The 15761-nt window shown below is 75.8% G+C and carries 18 protein-coding genes and 1 pseudogene; 7 read left to right on the forward strand and 12 right to left on the reverse strand.

Translation table 11 applies throughout. The features are described from left to right. The 5 genes and pseudogenes from KCH_RS02840 to KCH_RS47005 all read left to right on the forward strand — a co-directional run. Nucleotides 1-571: pseudogene (locus KCH_RS02840) on the forward strand (SDR family oxidoreductase); the annotation flags it as partial. A gap of 98 nt (nucleotides 572-669) precedes the next feature. Next, nucleotides 670-1833, forward strand: coding sequence for an isochorismate synthase (locus KCH_RS02845; protein ID WP_035858629.1), 1164 nt, complete (start codon nucleotides 670-672; stop codon nucleotides 1831-1833). Next, nucleotides 1830-3422, forward strand: a complete 1593-nt coding sequence (locus KCH_RS02850; protein ID WP_035858631.1) for a (2,3-dihydroxybenzoyl)adenylate synthase — start codon at nucleotides 1830-1832, stop codon at nucleotides 3420-3422. Before KCH_RS02845 ends, KCH_RS02850 begins: the two co-directional genes overlap by 4 nt. 24 nt (nucleotides 3423-3446) lie before the next feature. Beyond that, a complete protein-coding gene (locus KCH_RS02855) occupies nucleotides 3447-4088 on the forward strand; it encodes an isochorismatase family protein (protein ID WP_035858632.1) in 642 nt (213 codons plus the stop codon). Nucleotides 4089-4259: 171 nt separating this feature from the next. Beyond that, nucleotides 4260-4556: a GNAT family N-acetyltransferase gene (locus KCH_RS47005; protein ID WP_084224137.1), complete on the forward strand. Its 297-nt coding sequence runs from the start codon at nucleotides 4260-4262 to the stop codon at nucleotides 4554-4556. 2 nt (nucleotides 4557-4558) lie between these two features. On the opposite strand, the gene KCH_RS02860 is transcribed toward KCH_RS47005, so the two are convergent. Beyond that, nucleotides 4559-4822, reverse strand: a complete 264-nt coding sequence (locus KCH_RS02860; RefSeq protein WP_035858634.1) for a hypothetical protein — start codon at nucleotides 4820-4822, stop codon at nucleotides 4559-4561. A 243-nt stretch (nucleotides 4823-5065) separates the two neighbouring features. Here KCH_RS02860 and KCH_RS02865 point away from each other — a divergent pair, with 243 nt between their 5' ends. Further along, nucleotides 5066-5638 (forward strand): histidine phosphatase family protein, encoded by a 573-nt coding sequence (locus tag KCH_RS02865; protein ID WP_035858636.1) that lies wholly within the window; start codon nucleotides 5066-5068, stop codon nucleotides 5636-5638. A gap of 9 nt (nucleotides 5639-5647) precedes the next feature. On the opposite strand, the gene KCH_RS02870 is transcribed toward KCH_RS02865, so the two are convergent. Both KCH_RS02870 and KCH_RS02875 read right to left on the reverse strand, forming a co-directional pair. Further along, nucleotides 5648-6031 carry an Imm32 family immunity protein gene (locus KCH_RS02870; RefSeq protein WP_035858638.1) on the reverse strand — a complete coding sequence of 128 codons (384 nt, stop codon included), beginning with the start codon at nucleotides 6029-6031 and terminating at the stop codon, nucleotides 5648-5650. A 26-nt stretch (nucleotides 6032-6057) separates the two neighbouring features. Then, nucleotides 6058-6822, reverse strand: a complete 765-nt coding sequence (locus KCH_RS02875) for a hypothetical protein (protein WP_035858640.1) — start codon at nucleotides 6820-6822, stop codon at nucleotides 6058-6060. 120 nt (nucleotides 6823-6942) lie between these two features. Here KCH_RS02875 and KCH_RS02880 point away from each other — a divergent pair, with 120 nt between their 5' ends. Beyond that, nucleotides 6943-7413, forward strand: a complete 471-nt coding sequence (locus KCH_RS02880; protein WP_035858643.1) for a GNAT family N-acetyltransferase — start codon at nucleotides 6943-6945, stop codon at nucleotides 7411-7413. An 11-nt stretch (nucleotides 7414-7424) separates the two neighbouring features. On the opposite strand, the gene KCH_RS02885 is transcribed toward KCH_RS02880, so the two are convergent. The 9 genes from KCH_RS02885 to KCH_RS02920 form a co-directional block, all read right to left on the reverse strand. Next, complete coding sequence (locus tag KCH_RS02885; protein ID WP_051652668.1) at nucleotides 7425-8192, reverse strand: hypothetical protein; 768 nt, start codon at nucleotides 8190-8192, stop codon at nucleotides 7425-7427. Nucleotides 8193-8213: 21 nt separating this feature from the next. Next, entirely contained in the window at nucleotides 8214-8732 is a 519-nt protein-coding gene (locus tag KCH_RS02890; protein ID WP_208865909.1) for an alpha/beta hydrolase, read from the reverse strand. A 115-nt stretch (nucleotides 8733-8847) separates the two neighbouring features. After that, a complete protein-coding gene (locus tag KCH_RS02895; protein ID WP_244305108.1) occupies nucleotides 8848-9819 on the reverse strand; it encodes a FecCD family ABC transporter permease in 972 nt (323 codons plus the stop codon). A 152-nt stretch (nucleotides 9820-9971) separates the two neighbouring features. Further along, a complete protein-coding gene (locus tag KCH_RS02900) occupies nucleotides 9972-11012 on the reverse strand; it encodes a FecCD family ABC transporter permease (RefSeq protein ID WP_035858645.1) in 1041 nt (346 codons plus the stop codon). Continuing rightward, entirely contained in the window at nucleotides 11009-11842 is an 834-nt protein-coding gene (locus tag KCH_RS02905) for a siderophore-interacting protein (protein WP_035858647.1), read from the reverse strand. The genes KCH_RS02900 and KCH_RS02905 overlap by 4 nt, the downstream gene beginning before the upstream one ends. Nucleotides 11843-11931: 89 nt before the next feature. Then, entirely contained in the window at nucleotides 11932-12537 is a 606-nt protein-coding gene (locus KCH_RS43820; protein ID WP_244305109.1) for an ATP-binding cassette domain-containing protein, read from the reverse strand. Between the two features lie 346 nt (nucleotides 12538-12883). Then, on the reverse strand, nucleotides 12884-13663 hold the full coding sequence (locus KCH_RS43825) for an ABC transporter transmembrane domain-containing protein (protein ID WP_244305111.1): 780 nt from the start codon (nucleotides 13661-13663) through the stop codon (nucleotides 12884-12886). Beyond that, the gene (locus KCH_RS02915) at nucleotides 13656-15437 is read right to left on the reverse strand and encodes an ABC transporter ATP-binding protein (RefSeq protein ID WP_084223154.1); all 1782 of its coding nucleotides are present in this window, start codon (nucleotides 15435-15437) and stop codon (nucleotides 13656-13658) included. The genes KCH_RS43825 and KCH_RS02915 overlap by 8 nt, the downstream gene beginning before the upstream one ends. Nucleotides 15438-15488: 51 nt before the next feature. After that, a complete protein-coding gene (locus tag KCH_RS02920; protein ID WP_035858648.1) occupies nucleotides 15489-15704 on the reverse strand; it encodes an MbtH family protein in 216 nt (71 codons plus the stop codon). Between the last annotated feature and the right edge of the window lie 57 nt (nucleotides 15705-15761).

Raw genomic sequence — 15761 nt, forward strand, 5'->3', positions numbered from 1 at the left:
TGGAGGCGCTGGTGGCCCGGGTCGAGGACGAGCTCGGGCCGGTGGAGGTGCTGGTGAACGTCGCGGGCGTGCTGCGCCCCTCGCCCGCGTTGGAGATCGCCGACGCCGACTGGCAGCACACCTTCGCCGTCAACACCACCGGCGTGCTGCACACCTGCCGGGCCGTCGGCCGCCGGATGTCCGCCCGCGGCGGCGGCGCGATCGTCACCGTCGGCTCCAACGCCGCGGGCGTGCCGCGCACCGGCATGGCCGCGTACGCCGCGTCGAAGGCCGCCACCGCCATGTTCGTGCGCTGCCTGGGCCTGGAGCTCGCCGCCGCCGGCGTGCGCTGCAACCTGGTCTCCCCGGCTCCACCGACACCGCCATGCAGCGCGCGCTGTGGACCGACCCCGAGGCCGAACTCCGCGTCCTGCGCGGCGACCCGGCCGGCTACCGGGTCGGCATCCCGCTCGGCCGGCTCGCCGCCCCCGAGGACATCGCCGAGGCCGTCGCCTTCCTGGCGAGCGACCGCGCCCGGCACATCACCATGCACGACCTGTACGTGGACGGCGGCGCGACGCTGCGCGCCTGACACCCCCTCACCTCCCCTCTCCCCGCGGGCCGCCCCCCGCGCGCCCTCGCCTGTGCAAGTGCCGACGCGCCCCGTCCGCGTCGGCGGAACGGAGCAGCATGACCACCGCCTCCGAGCTTCGGCCGCCCGCGGCGGCGACCGGCAGCGACCTGCTGGCCGCCTACCGGCCCGGGCCGGACCGCGCCCTGCTCGCCACGCCCACCCGCACGCTGCTCGCCGAGGGCGTGCACCGCCTCGTCGACGACCCGTCGACGGCCGCCCGGGCACTGGCCGGGGCCCGGCCGGACGGCGGGCGGCGGCTGCTGGTCGGGGCGATCCCGTTCGCGCCCGACGCCCCGGCCCGGCTGTTCGTGCCGGAGCGGGTCCGCACCGCCGGGCCGGTCCCGGCGGGCGGGTCCGCCGCGCCGGTCGCCTCGCCGGGCTGGCGGAGCCGCCCGGTGCCGGAGCCGGACGGCTACCGGTCCGCGGTCGCGGAGGCCGTGCGGCGCCTGGCCGGTGACTCCCCGTTGGAGAAGGTGGTGCTGGCCCGCACCCTGGAGCTGACCTCGCCGGGCGGCGCGGACCTGGCCGCGATGGCCTCCCGCCTGGTGCACCGCGACCCGTACGGCTACACCTTCGCGGTGCCCGCGGGCGGCAGCGCCACCCTGATCGGCGCCAGCCCGGAGCTGCTGGTGTCGCGGCGCGGCGAGCGGGTGGTGTCCAACCCGCTCGCGGGCTCGGCGGCCCGCAGCGCCGACCCGGTCGAGGACCTCCGCCGGGCGGAGGAACTGCTGCACTCGGAGAAGGACCTGGCCGAGCACGCCTTCGTGGCGGACGCGGTGCGCGCCGCCCTCGCCCCGTACTGCGCCGAGCTGATCGTGCCGGAGCGGCCGACGCTGCTGCGCACCGCCGCGATGTGGCACCTGTCCAGCACCGTCACCGGCATCCTGCGCGAACCGTCCACCAGCGCCCTGGAGTTGGCGCTCGCCCTGCATCCGACGCCGGCGGTCTGCGGCACCCCGACCGACCGGGCCCGGGCCGCGATCGGCGAACTGGAGCCGTTCGACCGGGGCCTGTACACCGGCGTGGTGGGCTGGGGCGACGCCGCCGGCGACGGCGAGTGGGTGGTGACGCTGCGCTGCGCCGAGGCGGACGGCGACCGGCTGCGGCTGTTCGCGGGCGCGGGCGTGGTCGCCGCCTCCGACCCGGAGCTCGAACTCGCCGAGACCTCCGCCAAGTTCCGCACCTTCCTGCACGTGCTCGGCCTGGAGGACGCCCGATGAGCCTGTACCCCGAGGAGGCCGCGGCCCGCCACCGGGCGGCCGGCCACTGGACGGGCGAGCTGCTGGACGCGGCCGTCCGCCGGCACGCCGCCGCGACGCCGGACCGGATCGCGGTCACCGACCGCACCCAGCAGTGGAGTTACGCCGAGCTGGACGCCCGCGCCGACCGGCTGGCCACCGGGCTGCTGGCCCGCGGGCTGCGCAAGGGCGACCGGGTGGTGCTGCAACTGCCCAACGTCGCCGAGTTCTTCGAGGTGTTCTTCGGCGCGCTGCGGGCCGGCGTGGTGCCGGTGATGGCGCTGCCCGCGCACCGCCGCGCCGAGATCGGCTACTTCTGCGCCTTCGCCGAGGCCCGCGCCCTGTTCGTGCCGGATCGTCACGAGGGCTTCGACCACCGGGAGTTGGCGGCCGAGGTGCGGGCGGCCGGGCCGCAGCCGCCGGAGGTGTTCGTGGTCGGCGAGCCCGGCCCGTTCACCCCGCTCGCCGCACTGCGCGCGCCCGAGGCGGCGCCGGTCGCGGACCCGCCGGCCTCCGGCGACCTCGCCTTCCTCCAGCTCTCCGGCGGCTCGACCGGCCTGCCCAAGCTGATCCCGCGCTGCCACGACGACTACCTGTACAGCGTCCGCGCCTCCGCCGAGATCTGCGAACTCACCGCCGATTCGGTGTACTTGTGCGCCCTGCCGGCCGCGCACAACTTCCCGCTCTCCTCCCCCGGCACGCTCGGCGTGTTCTTCGCGGGCGGCCGGGTGGTGCTCGCCCCCGACCCGAGCCCGGCGACCGCGCTCGGCCTGATCGCCCGCGAACGCGTCACCCTCACCGGCGTGGTGCCGCCGCTCGCGCTGGCCTGGGCGAGCGCCGCCGAGGCCGGCGCGTACGACCTGTCCAGCCTGGAACTGCTCCAGGTCGGCGGGGCGAAGCTCTCCGAGGAAGCCGCCCGGCGGCTCGGCCCGGCGCTCGGCTGCCGGCTCCAGCAGGTGTTCGGGATGGCCGAAGGACTCGTCAACTACACCCGGCCGGAGGACGACGAGCGCACCGTGCTCACCACCCAGGGCCGGCCGATCTCCCCCGACGACGAGGTCCGCGTCGTCGACGACCAGGACCGGGACCTGCCCGACGGCGCCCTCGGCCACCTGCTGACCCGCGGCCCGTACACCATCCGCGGCTACTGGCGGGCCCCCGAGCACAACGCCCGCTCGTTCACCGCCGACGGCTTCTACCGCACCGGCGACCTGGTCCGCCGCACCGCGACCGGGCACCTGGTGGTGGAGGGCCGGGCGAAGGACCAGATCAACCGCGGCGGCGAGAAGGTCGCCGCCGAGGAGGTCGAGAACGTCCTGCTCGCCCACCCCGCCGTCCACGACGTCTCGGTGGTCGCCGTGCCCGACCCGTACCTGGGCGAACGCAGCTGCGCCTACGTCATCCTACGGCCCGCCGCCGACCGGCCCCGGCCGGTCGAGCTGAAGGCCTTCGTCCGGGCCGCCGGGCTCGCCGAGTACAAGGTCCCGGACCGGGTCGAGTTCGTGGACGCCTTCCCCAGCACCGGCATCGGCAAGGTCAGCAAGAAGGACCTGCGCGCCTCCGCCGGCTGACGCCCCACCAGAAAGGCACTCCCCATGGCGCTTCCCGCCATCGCGCCCTACCCGCTGCCCACCGAGCTCCCGCCCCGGCGCGTCCCCTGGCAGGTCGATCCGTCCCGGGCCGCGCTGCTGGTGCACGACCTCCAGCAGTACTTCCTGGACGCCTTCCCCGCCGCCGGCCCCCCGCTGGAACCGGTCCTCGCCAACACCGCCCGCACCCTCGCCTGGGCCCGGGCCGCCGGCATGCCGGTCTTCTACTCGCACCAGCAGGGCGGCCAGACCCCCGAACAGCGCGGCCTGCAACGGGACTTCTGGGGCCCCGGGCTGCCCGCCGACGAGCGCGCGCAGTCCATGCCCGCCGCGATCGCCCCCGAACCCGGCGACCGCCTCGTCCTCAAGTGGAAGTACAGCGCGTTCGCCCGCACCGACCTCGCCGAACAGCTCGCCGCGCTCGGCCGCGACCAACTGGTCGTCGTCGGCGTCTACGCCCACATCGGCGTCCAGCTGACCGCCGCCGACGCCTGGCAGCGCGACCTGCGGGCCTTCGTGGTCGCCGACGCCGTCGCCGACTTCTCCGCCGAACACCACCGGGAGGCACTGCGCTGGACGGCCGGCAAGTGCGCCGTCGTCCTCAGCACCGACGAACTCACCGGCCCCGCACCGGCCCTGGCCCGATGACCGCCACCGCGACGCCCGTCGCCGTCCGCACCGACTTCCGCGACGCCGGCGCGCTGTACGACCTGTCGCTGCCGTTCCTGCGCTCCGGCGCGCTACGGCCGCGCACGCTCGACGACTACCGGCACACCCCGACGCCTTCTTCGTCGTCCGCGGGCCCGCCGGCCTCGACGCCTGCGCGGCCCTGCGCCACCTCCCCACCACCCCGGCCACCCGCCCACCGGCGTCCTGCACAACCTCTGCGTCCGCGCCGACCGCCAGGGCCACGGCCTCGGCTCCCTCCTGATCGACGCCGTCCTCGGCCACGCCCGCCGCACCGGCCTCCGCACCGTCCTCGCCGCCACCACCGGCGCCGCGACCCTCTTCGACCAGCACGCCTTCGCCCGGATCCCCCCGACCGCCGCGCCCCCGGCCTGGGCCGCCGAACTCGACCCGGCCCGCGGCTCCCGCGTCTTCCGCCGCCTGCTCTGACCTCACCTGCGCAGGTAGCGGCCCCAGATCAGCGCCTTCCGGTACGGCCCGTCCCCGTCGCCGTCGAACTCCGGCTCGTCGAACCGCACCCAGTACGCCAACTCGCCCTCCCGGGCGTGCTCGTGGTCGACGGGCTCGGGGGCGCCCAGCTCATCGACGGTGCCCCGGAACTCCCGCTGCCACGGCCCCCCGCGCGCCGGATCACGGACCACCGTGACCCGGGTGCCGGGCGCCAGTGCCCCGGCCGGCCAGTTGTCTCCAGTCATCCGACCAGCGTTCCGTGACGGGCCGTCAGCCGTCTACCCGAATTAACCGCCCGGGGCGACGGCCTCAGCAGTTGCGGACGGCCCGGACGGAGCCCCACGGGCGGTACCCGGTGCGGAGCGTCCGCCCGCGCCGGCGGCGGGCTCACCCCCGAGCAGTGGCGCTCCTTCCTGCCGGGCCTCCGCTACCGGGAATCCTGCCCATCACCCCGCCGCTCCGACGGATCGTCAACTAACCTTCCGCCCATGGGAGAGCTGATAGTGATCCGGCACGGCCAGACCGAGTGGAGCCTCACCGGCCGGCACGCGGGGCGCACCGACGTCCCCCTGACCCCGGCCGGCGAGGCCTCCGCCCGGGCGCTCGCGCCGCGCCTCGCCGAGCGCCGCCCGGTCGCCGTCCTCTCCAGCCCGCTCGGCCGCGCGCTGCGCACCGCCGAACTCGCGGGCCTCACCGGTGTCCGGCCCGACCCCGACCTGCTGGAGTGGGACTACGGCGGCTACGAGGGCCTGACGGCCGAGCAGATCGACGAGCTCCGTCCCGGCTGGGACCTGTGGCGCGACGGCGTCACCCACCCCGGCGAGACCCTCGACCAGGTCGCCGCCCGCACCGACGCCGTCCTCGCCAGGATCCGCCCCCTCCTCGCCCACGGCGACGTCGCCGTGGTCGCCCACGGCCACCTCGCCCGCATCCTCGCCGCCCGCTGGCTCGGCCTCCCCCCGATCACCGCCGGCCACCTCGGCCACCCCCACCCCGGCACCCTGGGCATCCTCGGCACCGAGCACGGCAAACCCGTCCTCACTGCGTGGAACCTCCCGTAGCCGAGCGGGTCAACGGCCCGTTCGACCGGGCATGCCGCCGTGCGGGCTGTTGACCAGCAGGGGGACCGAGTCCTCGGTCAGGTAGGGGTGGCCGGGGTGGGGGTCGAGGTGCAGGTGGCCGCCGTCGTCCGCGTCGGCCATCGCCCGGAGGTTCGCCGCCAGGACGGCCCGGGCGGGGGCGTCGCCCTCGATCGCCAGGACGCGGCCCCCGGCGTCCACCCGGGTGAGCACGCCGGGGCCGTCCGTCGCCGTCACCTCGACGGCCGTCAACCCCGGCCCGGTGACGGCGAGGCGGCCCGTGCCGGCGGCCACGGCCGCGGCGAGTGCGGCCAGTTCCTCCGCCGTGCCTTCGACGTCGATCTCGCCGTACCCGGGGTCGCCGGTCAGTCGCATGTCCGCTCCCGGTTCCTCACGGCCCGTCAGCCCGGAAGCTGCTTGCTGACGGCTTCGGTCAGCGGCTGGAGGCGGGCCGACAGCTTGTCGAACTCGGCGGTCCGGCCGTCGGACCACTGGCCCGCGCCGATGAGCAGTCCGTGGCCGTAGGCGGCGAAGCCCTGGACGAGGCCGCTGTCGGCGGGCAGTTCGCGCAGCCCGGAGTCCTTGGGCGGGAGTTGGACGGCGACCTGGTGGGCCTCGGGGTGGCTCGCCAGCACGGTCAGCAGGTGCGGGATGTCGGCCGGGTCCTTCATCGTGAGCAGCGCCAGGTTGTACTGGTTGCCGTCGCCGTCCCTGTACAGCGCCAGGCCGACGCCGGCACAGCCGTGACCCTGGGTGATCAGCCCGGCGAGGGCCGGCGCGACGGTGTCCGGGCCGGTGCAGTGCGGAGTGCTCGTCTTCGCCACCAGCGTGTAGCCCTGCACCTGGCCCGGGAAGACCGTGAGCGGGATCGCCTCGACCGGAACCCCGGCCGCGGCCGAGGGGGTTGCCGCCGTAGCGGCGGACGGGGAGCCGGCCGCCACGGTCGGGTTCGGGTGCTGCTCCGCGGGGCGGAACGCGTACGCCGCGGCGCCCGCCGCCGCGAGCAGGACGGCCGCGGCGGGGAGCACCAGCCACCGCCGCGAGCGGCGCGGCGGCGCGGCCGCCCGGGCGCGCTCGGCGGCGCTCGGCTCCCGGACGGCGTCGTTCTTCTCGTACTCCCGGAGGAACTCGGCCCACAGGTCGTCGCTCGGCTCTTGCGTGGTCACAGCCCCCAGACCTTAGTGATCATCACTGCCCTTGGGAAGCCGCACCCCGGCCGTCCGTGCGCACGCCACCGGCCGCCGGGCCGGAAACCCGCTTGCGCCACTGACCTAGGGTTTCCGGGTATGAACACCGCGCTCCGTCTCGAACCCCTCACCCCGGCCAACCTCGACGCCGCGATCGCCCTGAAGGTGCGGCCCGATCAGGAACACCTGGTCGACCCGGTGGTGAAGTCGCTCGCCGAGGCGTACGTGCACCCGGGTGTGGCGTGGCCCCGGCTCATCGTGGACGGCGACCGGCCGGTCGGTTTCCTGATGGCCTTCCTCGACATCGACTTCGCGGGCGACGGCACCGGCACCGACATCCGCTCCGGCCTCTGGCGCCTCAACATCGCCGCCGGTGAACAGGGCCGCGGCTACGGCCGGTTCGCGGTCCGGGCCGTCGCCGACGAGATCCGCCGCCGCGGCGGCACCCGGATGACCACCACCTGGCACATCGGCGAGGACGGCCCCGAGGCCTTCTACCTCGCACTCGGTTTCCGCCCCACCGGCGAACTCAGCGGCGGCGAACGCGTCGCCGAACTCGACCTGATTTGACCCCGGTCCCGTCAGCCCCGCGCGACCCCGTCCCGGAGCTTCGCACCCACCGCGTCCACCGTCTCCGCGACGCCCGCCAGTTGGGCGTCCGAGAGGCGGCGGGCCGACCAGATCAGGGCCACCGCGTCCGTGACCTCCGGCCCCGGGGGCGGGAGCGGCCCGGACAGGGCGATGCCCGTCAGCGCGGACAGGTCGCCGGGGTCCATCCCCAGCAGGGTGGCGAAGTCGGCGGCCAGATCGGGCGTCAGTTCCTCCTCCGCCCGGCCGATCAGCCCGTAGGTGCTCGGCGACAGGTAACTGGGCGTCAGGTACGCCATGGTGTACGCCAGCCCGAACAGGTCGAGGTTCCGGTTCAGCGCCATCCGGACGACCTTGGCGCCCGCCCCCTTACCGCGGGGCTCCCCCGTCGGGCGCTCGGGCGCGGTCGTCCGCTCCTCCTGCGGCAAGGACCGCACCAGCTCCAGCAGTCCGGCCCTCTCATCGGCGGGAAGGCCGAGCAGGTCCCGGACGATCCAGTGCACGCGGCGCCCGGCCCTGCTCTCCAGCGGTTTCAGGTCCAGCGGGACGCGCACTCCCGCCAGTACGAACAGGTCCGCCGTCCGCAGCCCCAGCGCGGGGGCGAGGCGCCGCACCAGCGCATCGCTCGGCCCTGCACCCTCCAGCACGGCGGTCACCCGCGCTGCCGGGACTCCCGCGGTGCCCGCGAGTTCCGCGACGGTGAGCGCGCGCCGGGCCAGCAGGCGGGTCAGCGCCGGGCCGAATTCCAGAGGCTCCGTCATCTGCCGCAGCTTAGTGGCCCGTCAGGGCTGGTGGACCATCTCCGGGAAGCGTGCGGAGGGGCCGTCCAGGAGGTGGGTGTCGTGGCCGCGCAGCCAGTGGTCGAAGAAGGCGGCGACGTAGGTGCGGGTGGCGAGCACCGCGCGGTCGGGGCGGATGTCGCCGATGTCGTTGCGCAGCGTCCCGGGGGCGATCGCGCCCTGGCGGGCGAGTTGTGGCAGCAGGGTTTCGGCGTCGGTGTAGGAGCCGTGGCGGGAGCCGTCGAGGGTGAAGTCGGCGTGCCAGCCGGTGCTGTGCTTCCACAGGGCGTCCCAGCCGGGCTGCTGCTGGTGCGGGCCGGAGTCGTCGGCGCGGGTGCCGAGCAGCAGGAACGGCCGGTCGAGTCCCTGCTCGGCGACGTCGGTGAGGTGGACGCCGGTGCGGCCGTCCGGGCCGGGGAAGTGCAGTTGTCCGTCCATGTTGACGGCGGCGGCGATCCGGGGGTCGTCGTGCATGGCCTGGAGGGCGGTCGAGCCGCCGCCGGAGTGGCCGACCATGCCCATCCGGTCGAGGTCGAGCGCGGCCGCGAGGCCGGGCGGCAGGGTGCCCGGGGAGCCAACTCATCCGGGGCTACCCCGGTATGACGCTCCGGCGGGTCCGCGTCGGCCGCCGCCTCCGTCAGGCCGGGCGCCGCCATTGGCGGGTGATGAGCCAGACCAGGTAGGCGCCGCCGATGATGCCGGTGAGGACGCCGACGGGGAGTTGGGTGGGGGCGAGGAGGCGTTGGGCGGCGAGGTCGGAGAGGGCGAGGAGGAGCGCGCCGAGGAGGGCCGAGCCGAGGAGGTTGGGGCCGGCGGTGCGGGTGAGGCGGCGGACGGCCTGGGGGGCGATCAGCGCGATGAAGGGGACGGGACCGGCGGCGGCGGTGGCCGCGGCGGTGAGCGCGACGCCGATCAGCACCAGCCGGATCCGGACGAGTTCGGTGCGGACGCCGAGCGAGGCCGCGGTCTCGTCGCCCATCTCCAGCATCCGCAGCGGCCGGCCGAGCAGCAGCGCCGCCGGCAGCAGCACCAGCAGGGCGAGGGCGAGTGGCGTGCAGTGTTCCCAGCCGCGGGCGTTGAGGCTGCCGGTGAGCCAGACGGCGGCGCTCTGCGCGTCGCCGAAGGAGGCCCGGGCGATCAGGTAGGCGTTGAGGGAGGAGAGCAGCGAGGAGAGGCCGATGCCGACCAGGACGAGCCGGTGCCCCTGGGTGCCGCCGCGCCGCGCGAGCAGGTAGACCAGCAGCGAGGTGACGAGTCCGCCGACGACCGCGCCGCCCGCCACGAACGCCGCGCCGCCGCCGATCAGCAGGATGACGGTGAGTGCGCCGGTCGCGGAGCCGACGGTGAAGCCGATGACGTCGGGGCTGCCGAGCGGGTTGCGGGCGAGGGTCTGGAACAGCGCCCCGGCCAGGCCGAGCGCGGCGCCGACCAGCAGGGCGGTGAGCATCCTGGGGAGCCGGACCTCCATGACGATGTAGCGGTCGGCCCGCCGTCCGCCGCCGCCGAGGATGTCGAGCACCTCGCGGACCGGCAGCGGGTAGTCCCCGGCGGTGAGGGTCCAGGCGGCGGCGCCGAGCAGCAGGAGCAGCAGCAGGCCTCCGACGAGCACGGCCCGGGGGTACAGGCGGAGCGAGCGTCCACCGGGCAGCGGCAGGCGTGGCGCGCGTCCGCCGGGCAGCGGCAGGCCGGGTGTGCGGCCAAGAGCCGTGCTGTCACCAGCTGTGCGGCCATCAGCAGTGCGGTCAACAGGGAGGAGCGGCTTCACAGTTGGGCGATCCTCCGGCCGCGCACCAGCGCGATGAAGAGCGGTGCGCCGACGAACGCGGTGACCACGCCGACCTGGAGTTCGGCGGGCCGGAGCAGCAGCCGGCCGAGGATGTCCGAGGCGAGCAGCAGGACCGGCGCGAGGGCGGCGGACAGCAGCATGATCCAGCGTTGGTCGGGTCCGCAGAGGTGGCGGGCGAGGTGCGGGACGGCGAGGCCGACGAAGGCGATCGGGCCGACGGCGGCGGTGGCGGCTCCGCAGAGCAGGGTGATGGCGAGCAGGCTGAGCGCGCGGGTGCGGGCGGGGTGGGCGCCGAGGGCGCGGCCGGTGTCGTCGCCGAGGGCGAGGGCGTTGAGCGGGCGGCCGAGCACCAGGGCGAGCAGCCCGCCGGCGAGCAGGAACGGGAGGACCTGGCCGACGGCGGCGGAGTCGACGCCGGCGAAGGTGCCGATCTGCCAGTAGCGGAACCGGTTCAGGGTGAGCGGGTCGAGCAGGATCAGCCCGTTGACGAAGGCGGTGAGCACGGCGGTGACGGCGGTGCCGGCCAGGGCGAGCCGGGCCGGGGTGGCGGCGGCGCTGCCGCCGAGGAGTTGGACGACGAGGGCGGCGACGGCGGCGCCGAGCAGGGCGAACCAGACGAAGGAGTGGAAGGTCCGCAGGTCGAACAGGGCGGTGCCGGCGGCGACGGCGGCCGCGGCGCCGCCGTTGATGCCGAGCAGGCCGGGGTCGGCGAGCGGGTTGCGGGTGAGAGCCTGCATCATGGCGCCGGCGACGCCGAGGGCGGCGCCGACGGTGATGCCGAGCAGGGTGCGCGGGATCCGCGAGTGGTGGACCACGATCCAGTCCTCGGCGGTGGGTTCGCGGTGCAGCAGGACGTGCAGCACCTGCCCGGGGGCGATGGTGCGGGCGCCGATGCCGAGCGAGAGGACGGCGAGGACGGCGAGCGCGGCGAGGGCGCCGAGCAGCCAGGCGCTGCGGCGGGCGGTGGTGGCGCGGCGGCTCGGTGCGGTCGGCCGGGCCGGGGTGTCGGTGCTCATGCGTGCGGGGTGTGCTCGTCCTCGTGGTGGTCGTGGTTGGCGGTGCCGCGCTTCCAGTAGCCGTCCACGTCGGCCTGATGGCGGGTCAGTCCGCGGTCGTTGCGCAGGTGGCGGCGGATCGGCCTGAGGGTGTGCGCCTCGCCGGCGACCCAGGCGAAGCCGAGGCCGTCGGGGAGTTCGGCGGCGGCGACGGCGCGTTCGAGCAGGTCGGTGGTGCCGGGGGCGGCGTCGCCGCGGTGCAGCCAGGTGACGGTGGCGTCGGTGGCGGTGGTCAGCTGCTGCTCGTCCTGCGGGCCGGGCACCTCGACGAAGGCGAGGACCTTGACGCCGGCGGGGAGCATCTCCAGCCAGCGGGCGAGGGCGGGCAGCGCGGTCTCGTCGGCGGCGAGCAGGTACCAGTCGTGGACGAAGTCGATCTCCTCGGAGCCGCGCGGCCCGAACACGCCGAGTTTCATGCCGGGTTGGGCGGCGGCGGCCCAGCGGGAGCCGACGCCGGTGCCGTGCAGGACCATGTCGATGTCGAGTTCGCGGGCGTCGCGCCGGTAGTGGCGGATCGTGTAGTCGCGGGTGATCGGCTCGACGGGGGCGTCCATCCAGGTGTCGTTCTCGACCACGGGTTCGACCGGGAGCTCGTGGCCGGGTTCGGCGAAGCAGAGCTTGACGTGGTCGGTGGGGGCCTGTTCGCAGAATCCGTCGAGGGCGTCGCCGGTGAAGGTGACCCTGACCGTGCCGGGGGTGATGCGCTCGACCCGCTTGACGTCCAGCAGGCGGTACTTGAGCGGGTGGCGGACGATCCGCATGCGCGGCGGCGCGGTCGTGCTGGTGGTCATCGGTCAGCCCATTCGGTCGGTGGTGGCCGGAGCAGCCGTGTGCCGCCGACCCCGGGGCGGGGCGGCGGCACAGGGCGAACGCCTGAAGCTTAGGCTAGCCTAACCTTGTCTTGGCGGGAAGTGGGCTCCGGGGTCGACGGTCCGTCACCGACCACCCGCCCGCCCGCGAGTCGCACCACCCGGGGCAGCCGGGCGATGGTCGCGGGACGGTGCGCGATCACGATCAGCGTGCAGTGCGCGTGCAGTTCGTCCAGGGCGTGTTCCAGCCGGGCGGCGGTGGCCGGGTCGATGTCCGCGGTCGCCTCGTCCAGCACCAGCACGGCCGGGTCGGCGAGGACGGCCCGCACCACGCCGAGGATCTGCCGCTCGCCCGCGGAGAGCCGGGCGCCGCGCACGCCGACCTCGGTGTCGAGGCCGCCGAGCGCCGCCAGCCACTCCGTCAGGCCGAGCCGGGCGACCACCCGTTCGATCGCCGCCCGGTCGGGGGCGCCGCGGACCAGCGCCAGGTTCTCGGCGACGGTGCCGGTGACCAGCCGCACCTCCTGCGGCACCAGCACGATGCGGCTGCGCAGTTGGGCCTCCGGGAGTTCGGCCAGGTCGGCGCCGGCGAACCGGACGGCGCCGGCGTCGGGCCGGTACAGGCCGCAGAGCAGCTTGGACAGCGTGGTCTTGCCGGAGCCGGTCTCGCCGACCACGCCGGTGCGGCTGCCGGCCGGGAAGGCGAGGCTGACGCCGTGCAGGTCCAGGCCCTCCGCGCGGTAGCCGAAGTCGACGTCCTCGCAGCGCAGTTCGCCGTGCTCGGCGAGCCCGCCGACGGGGGCGGCGGGCTCGCCGGGGCGGTGGCGGCGAGCAGGTCGAGCAGCCGGGCCAGGCCGGTGCGGGCGGTGGCGACCTCGCCGACCAGCTGCGACAGGTCGGTGAACGAGTCGAACAGGGTGCGACCGGCGATCACGAACACCACCACGGCGCCGACGCTCACCGCGTCCCGGGTGACCAGCCAGCCGCCGACGGCCAGCAGCGCGACCAGCGCCAGGCCCTCGATCAGGCTGACCAGGTCGATCCGGTTCTCCACCCGCAGCGCCCGCCGGGCGGCCCGACGGCGTGCCGGTTCTCGCGGTCGAAGCGGGCGGTCCAGCCGGGCAGGCCGCGCGAGGTCTGCAGCGCCTCACGGGCCGTCAGCGTCTCGGTGAAGGTGGCGGCGACGGCCGCCTCGGCGCTCGCCTTGCCGCCGAACGCGGAGGCCGCGTCGCGCTGGAACCAGCGGGTGACCAGCAGCGTCGGCGGCACGAACACCACCAGCTGGACCAGCAGCAACTGCCAGGAGTACCCGGCCAGCACGGCGAGCGTGAACCCGAGGGTGGCCAGCGCCGACACCAGGTTGCGCAGGTGCAGCCGGACGAACGCGGCCAGCGCCGCGACCTCGCCGGTGGCCCGCCGCAGCAGGTCGCCGCTGCGGTGCGTCTCCAGGAAGCGCAGCGGCGCGGTGGCGAGGTTCTCCACGGCCTGCTCGCGCAGTGTGCGGACCACGTCCTCGCCGCCCTTGATCAGCAGCAGTTCGCCGATCCGGGCCAGCACGAGCTGCACCACGGCGAGCGCGGCCAGCAGGGCGACGGCGGTGCCGAGCCGCCCGCGGTCCCCGTCGAGCAGGCCGTCGGTGGCCAGGCCGACCAGCGGCGCGACGGCCACCAGCGCGGCGGAGTCGCCGAGGCCGACGGCCAGCGCGACGGCCAGGCGCAGCCGGTGGGGACGCAGGTAGGGCATGGCGCGGCGCAGCACTCCGCGCTCCTCGGCCTCCTCGCGCAGCAGGGGCTGTTCAGCCACGGGAGGCCTCCAGGGGTGCGGAGTCGGCGGGGGCGGTCAACTCGACGGTCCGGTCGGCGGCTTCGAGGACGGCGGTGCGGTGGGTGGCGAAGACCAGCGTCCGGCGGCCGGCGGACCAGGCGCGCAGGCGTTCCAGGATCACCGCCTCGGTGCCGGTGTCGAGCGCCGAGGTGGCGTCGTCCAGCAGCAGCACGGCGGGGTCGCCGAGCAGCGCCCGGGCCAGCGCGAGGCGTTGGACCTGGCCGCCGGAGAGGGCGGTGCCGGATTCGCCGAGTTCGGTGGCGTAGCCGTCCGGCATGGCCAGCAGCTGCTCGTGCAACCCGGCGGTGCGGCAGGCCCGTTCGAGTTCGGCGTCGGACAGCTCGCGGCCCAGCCGCAGGTTGTCGGCGACGGTGCCGGAGAGCAGCACGGGCCGCTGGGCGACGTGGGCGATCCGTTCGCGGACGCTGTCCAGGCGGGCGGCGCGCAGGTCGGTGCCGCCGTAGCGGACGGCTCCGGTGTCGGGGTCGTCGAGGCGGACGCCGAGCCGCAGCAGGGTGCTCTTGCCGGCTCCGGTCGCGCCGTGGACGGCGAGGAACTCGCCCGGTGCGGCGGCGAGTTCGACCGGCCCGAGGACGGTGCGGCCGTCCCGGGCGGCGGTGACGGCCGCGAAGGAGAGGACGCCCGAGGCGGGCAGCGCGACTCCGTCGGCCGGGTCGGCGACGGTGGGGAGGATGGACAGCGCCTCGTCGATCCGGGCGGCGGCGACGTCGGCCTGGCCGCGTTCCAGCAGCCGGTCGACCAGGACCCGGGTGGCGAGCGTGACGATCGCCATCCAGGAGGTGAAGGCGACCAGTCCGCCGACGGTCAACTGCCCGTCCAGCACGGCGAGTCCGCCGAGGCCGACGCCGGCGGCGACGGCCAGCCGGGGCACCAGCGGGGCGACCGCGGCCCAGCCGGCCTCGATCCGGGCGGCGGTGACGGTGCGTCCGGTGACCTCGGCGCTGGCGGCGTGGTGACGGTCCACCAGCGGGCGGTGGCCGCCGGTGCCGCGCAGGCCGGTGCCGAGCTGGAGCAGGTCGGCGACGGCGTCGGCGCGGCGGCCGTGCGCGGTCGCCAGCTCGGCGGAGGCGACGGCGAACCGGCGCGGGTAGGACAGGTTGACCCAGACCAGGAACGGCAGGGTGGCGAGGGTGACCAGCAGCAGCCGTCCGGAGAGGGCGCCGATCGCGGGCAGCACGGTCAGGAAGGTGGTGCCGAGGACGACCCAGACCGCCAGGCCGTGCACCCATTCGCGGACCAGGTCGGTGTCCCGGGTGGCGCGCATCGCCAGGTCGCCGTGGCCGCGCGCGGCGAGCGCGGCCCGGTCCAGGCCGGACAGGTGTCGCAGCAGCCGGCCGCGCAGGTCGGCGCCGACCTTGGCGTCGGCGTACCCGGCCCAGTACTGCCAGCCGTACAGGCCGGCGAACTGCACCAGGGCGGCGGCGCCGGTGGCGGCGGCCCACACCGCCAGAGCGCGGCCGTCGTGTTTCTGCAGGCCCTGGTCCAGGGCCTGTTGGACGCACCAGGGGACGGCGAGCAGGGCGAGCTGTCGGATCGCGGCGGCGGCCATGGCGGCGGCGACGGTGGCCCGGTGCGGGCGCAGCGAGCCGCGCAGCAGGGCGCGCGCGCGGCGGCGGCGTTCGGCGGAGAGCGCGCCGGGGGCGAGGTCCTCGTCGGCGAGTCGTTCGGCGGTGAGGCCGTCGGGCGGCCCGGCGGCGGGTGCGGGCTGAGGGGTGGTCACAGGGTCGGCCATCCGTCGGGGGTGGCGGAGGGCGCCCCGGGGGCCGCCCCTCCTGGTGCGGGGTCAGGCGCCGGTGCGGGCGATCAGGCTCGCGGGGCGCAGGTCGGTCCAGTGCGCGTCGATGTACGCGGTGGCGCCTTCCCGGGTGTCCTCGCCGTGGACGGTGCGCCAGCCGGCCGGGACCTCGGCGAACGCGGGCCACAGCGAGTGCTGGTTCTCGTCGTTGACCAGCACCAGGTAGCGGGCGTCGTCGTCCTCGAACGGGTTGGTGGCAGCCATGGGGTCGGTTCTCCTCTGGTGGGGTGGCGGGTGACGGGGGGTCAGGCGGAGCAGGAC

Source organism: Kitasatospora cheerisanensis KCTC 2395 (genome assembly GCF_000696185.1).
GTDB classification, from domain to species: domain Bacteria; phylum Actinomycetota; class Actinomycetes; order Streptomycetales; family Streptomycetaceae; genus Kitasatospora; species Kitasatospora cheerisanensis.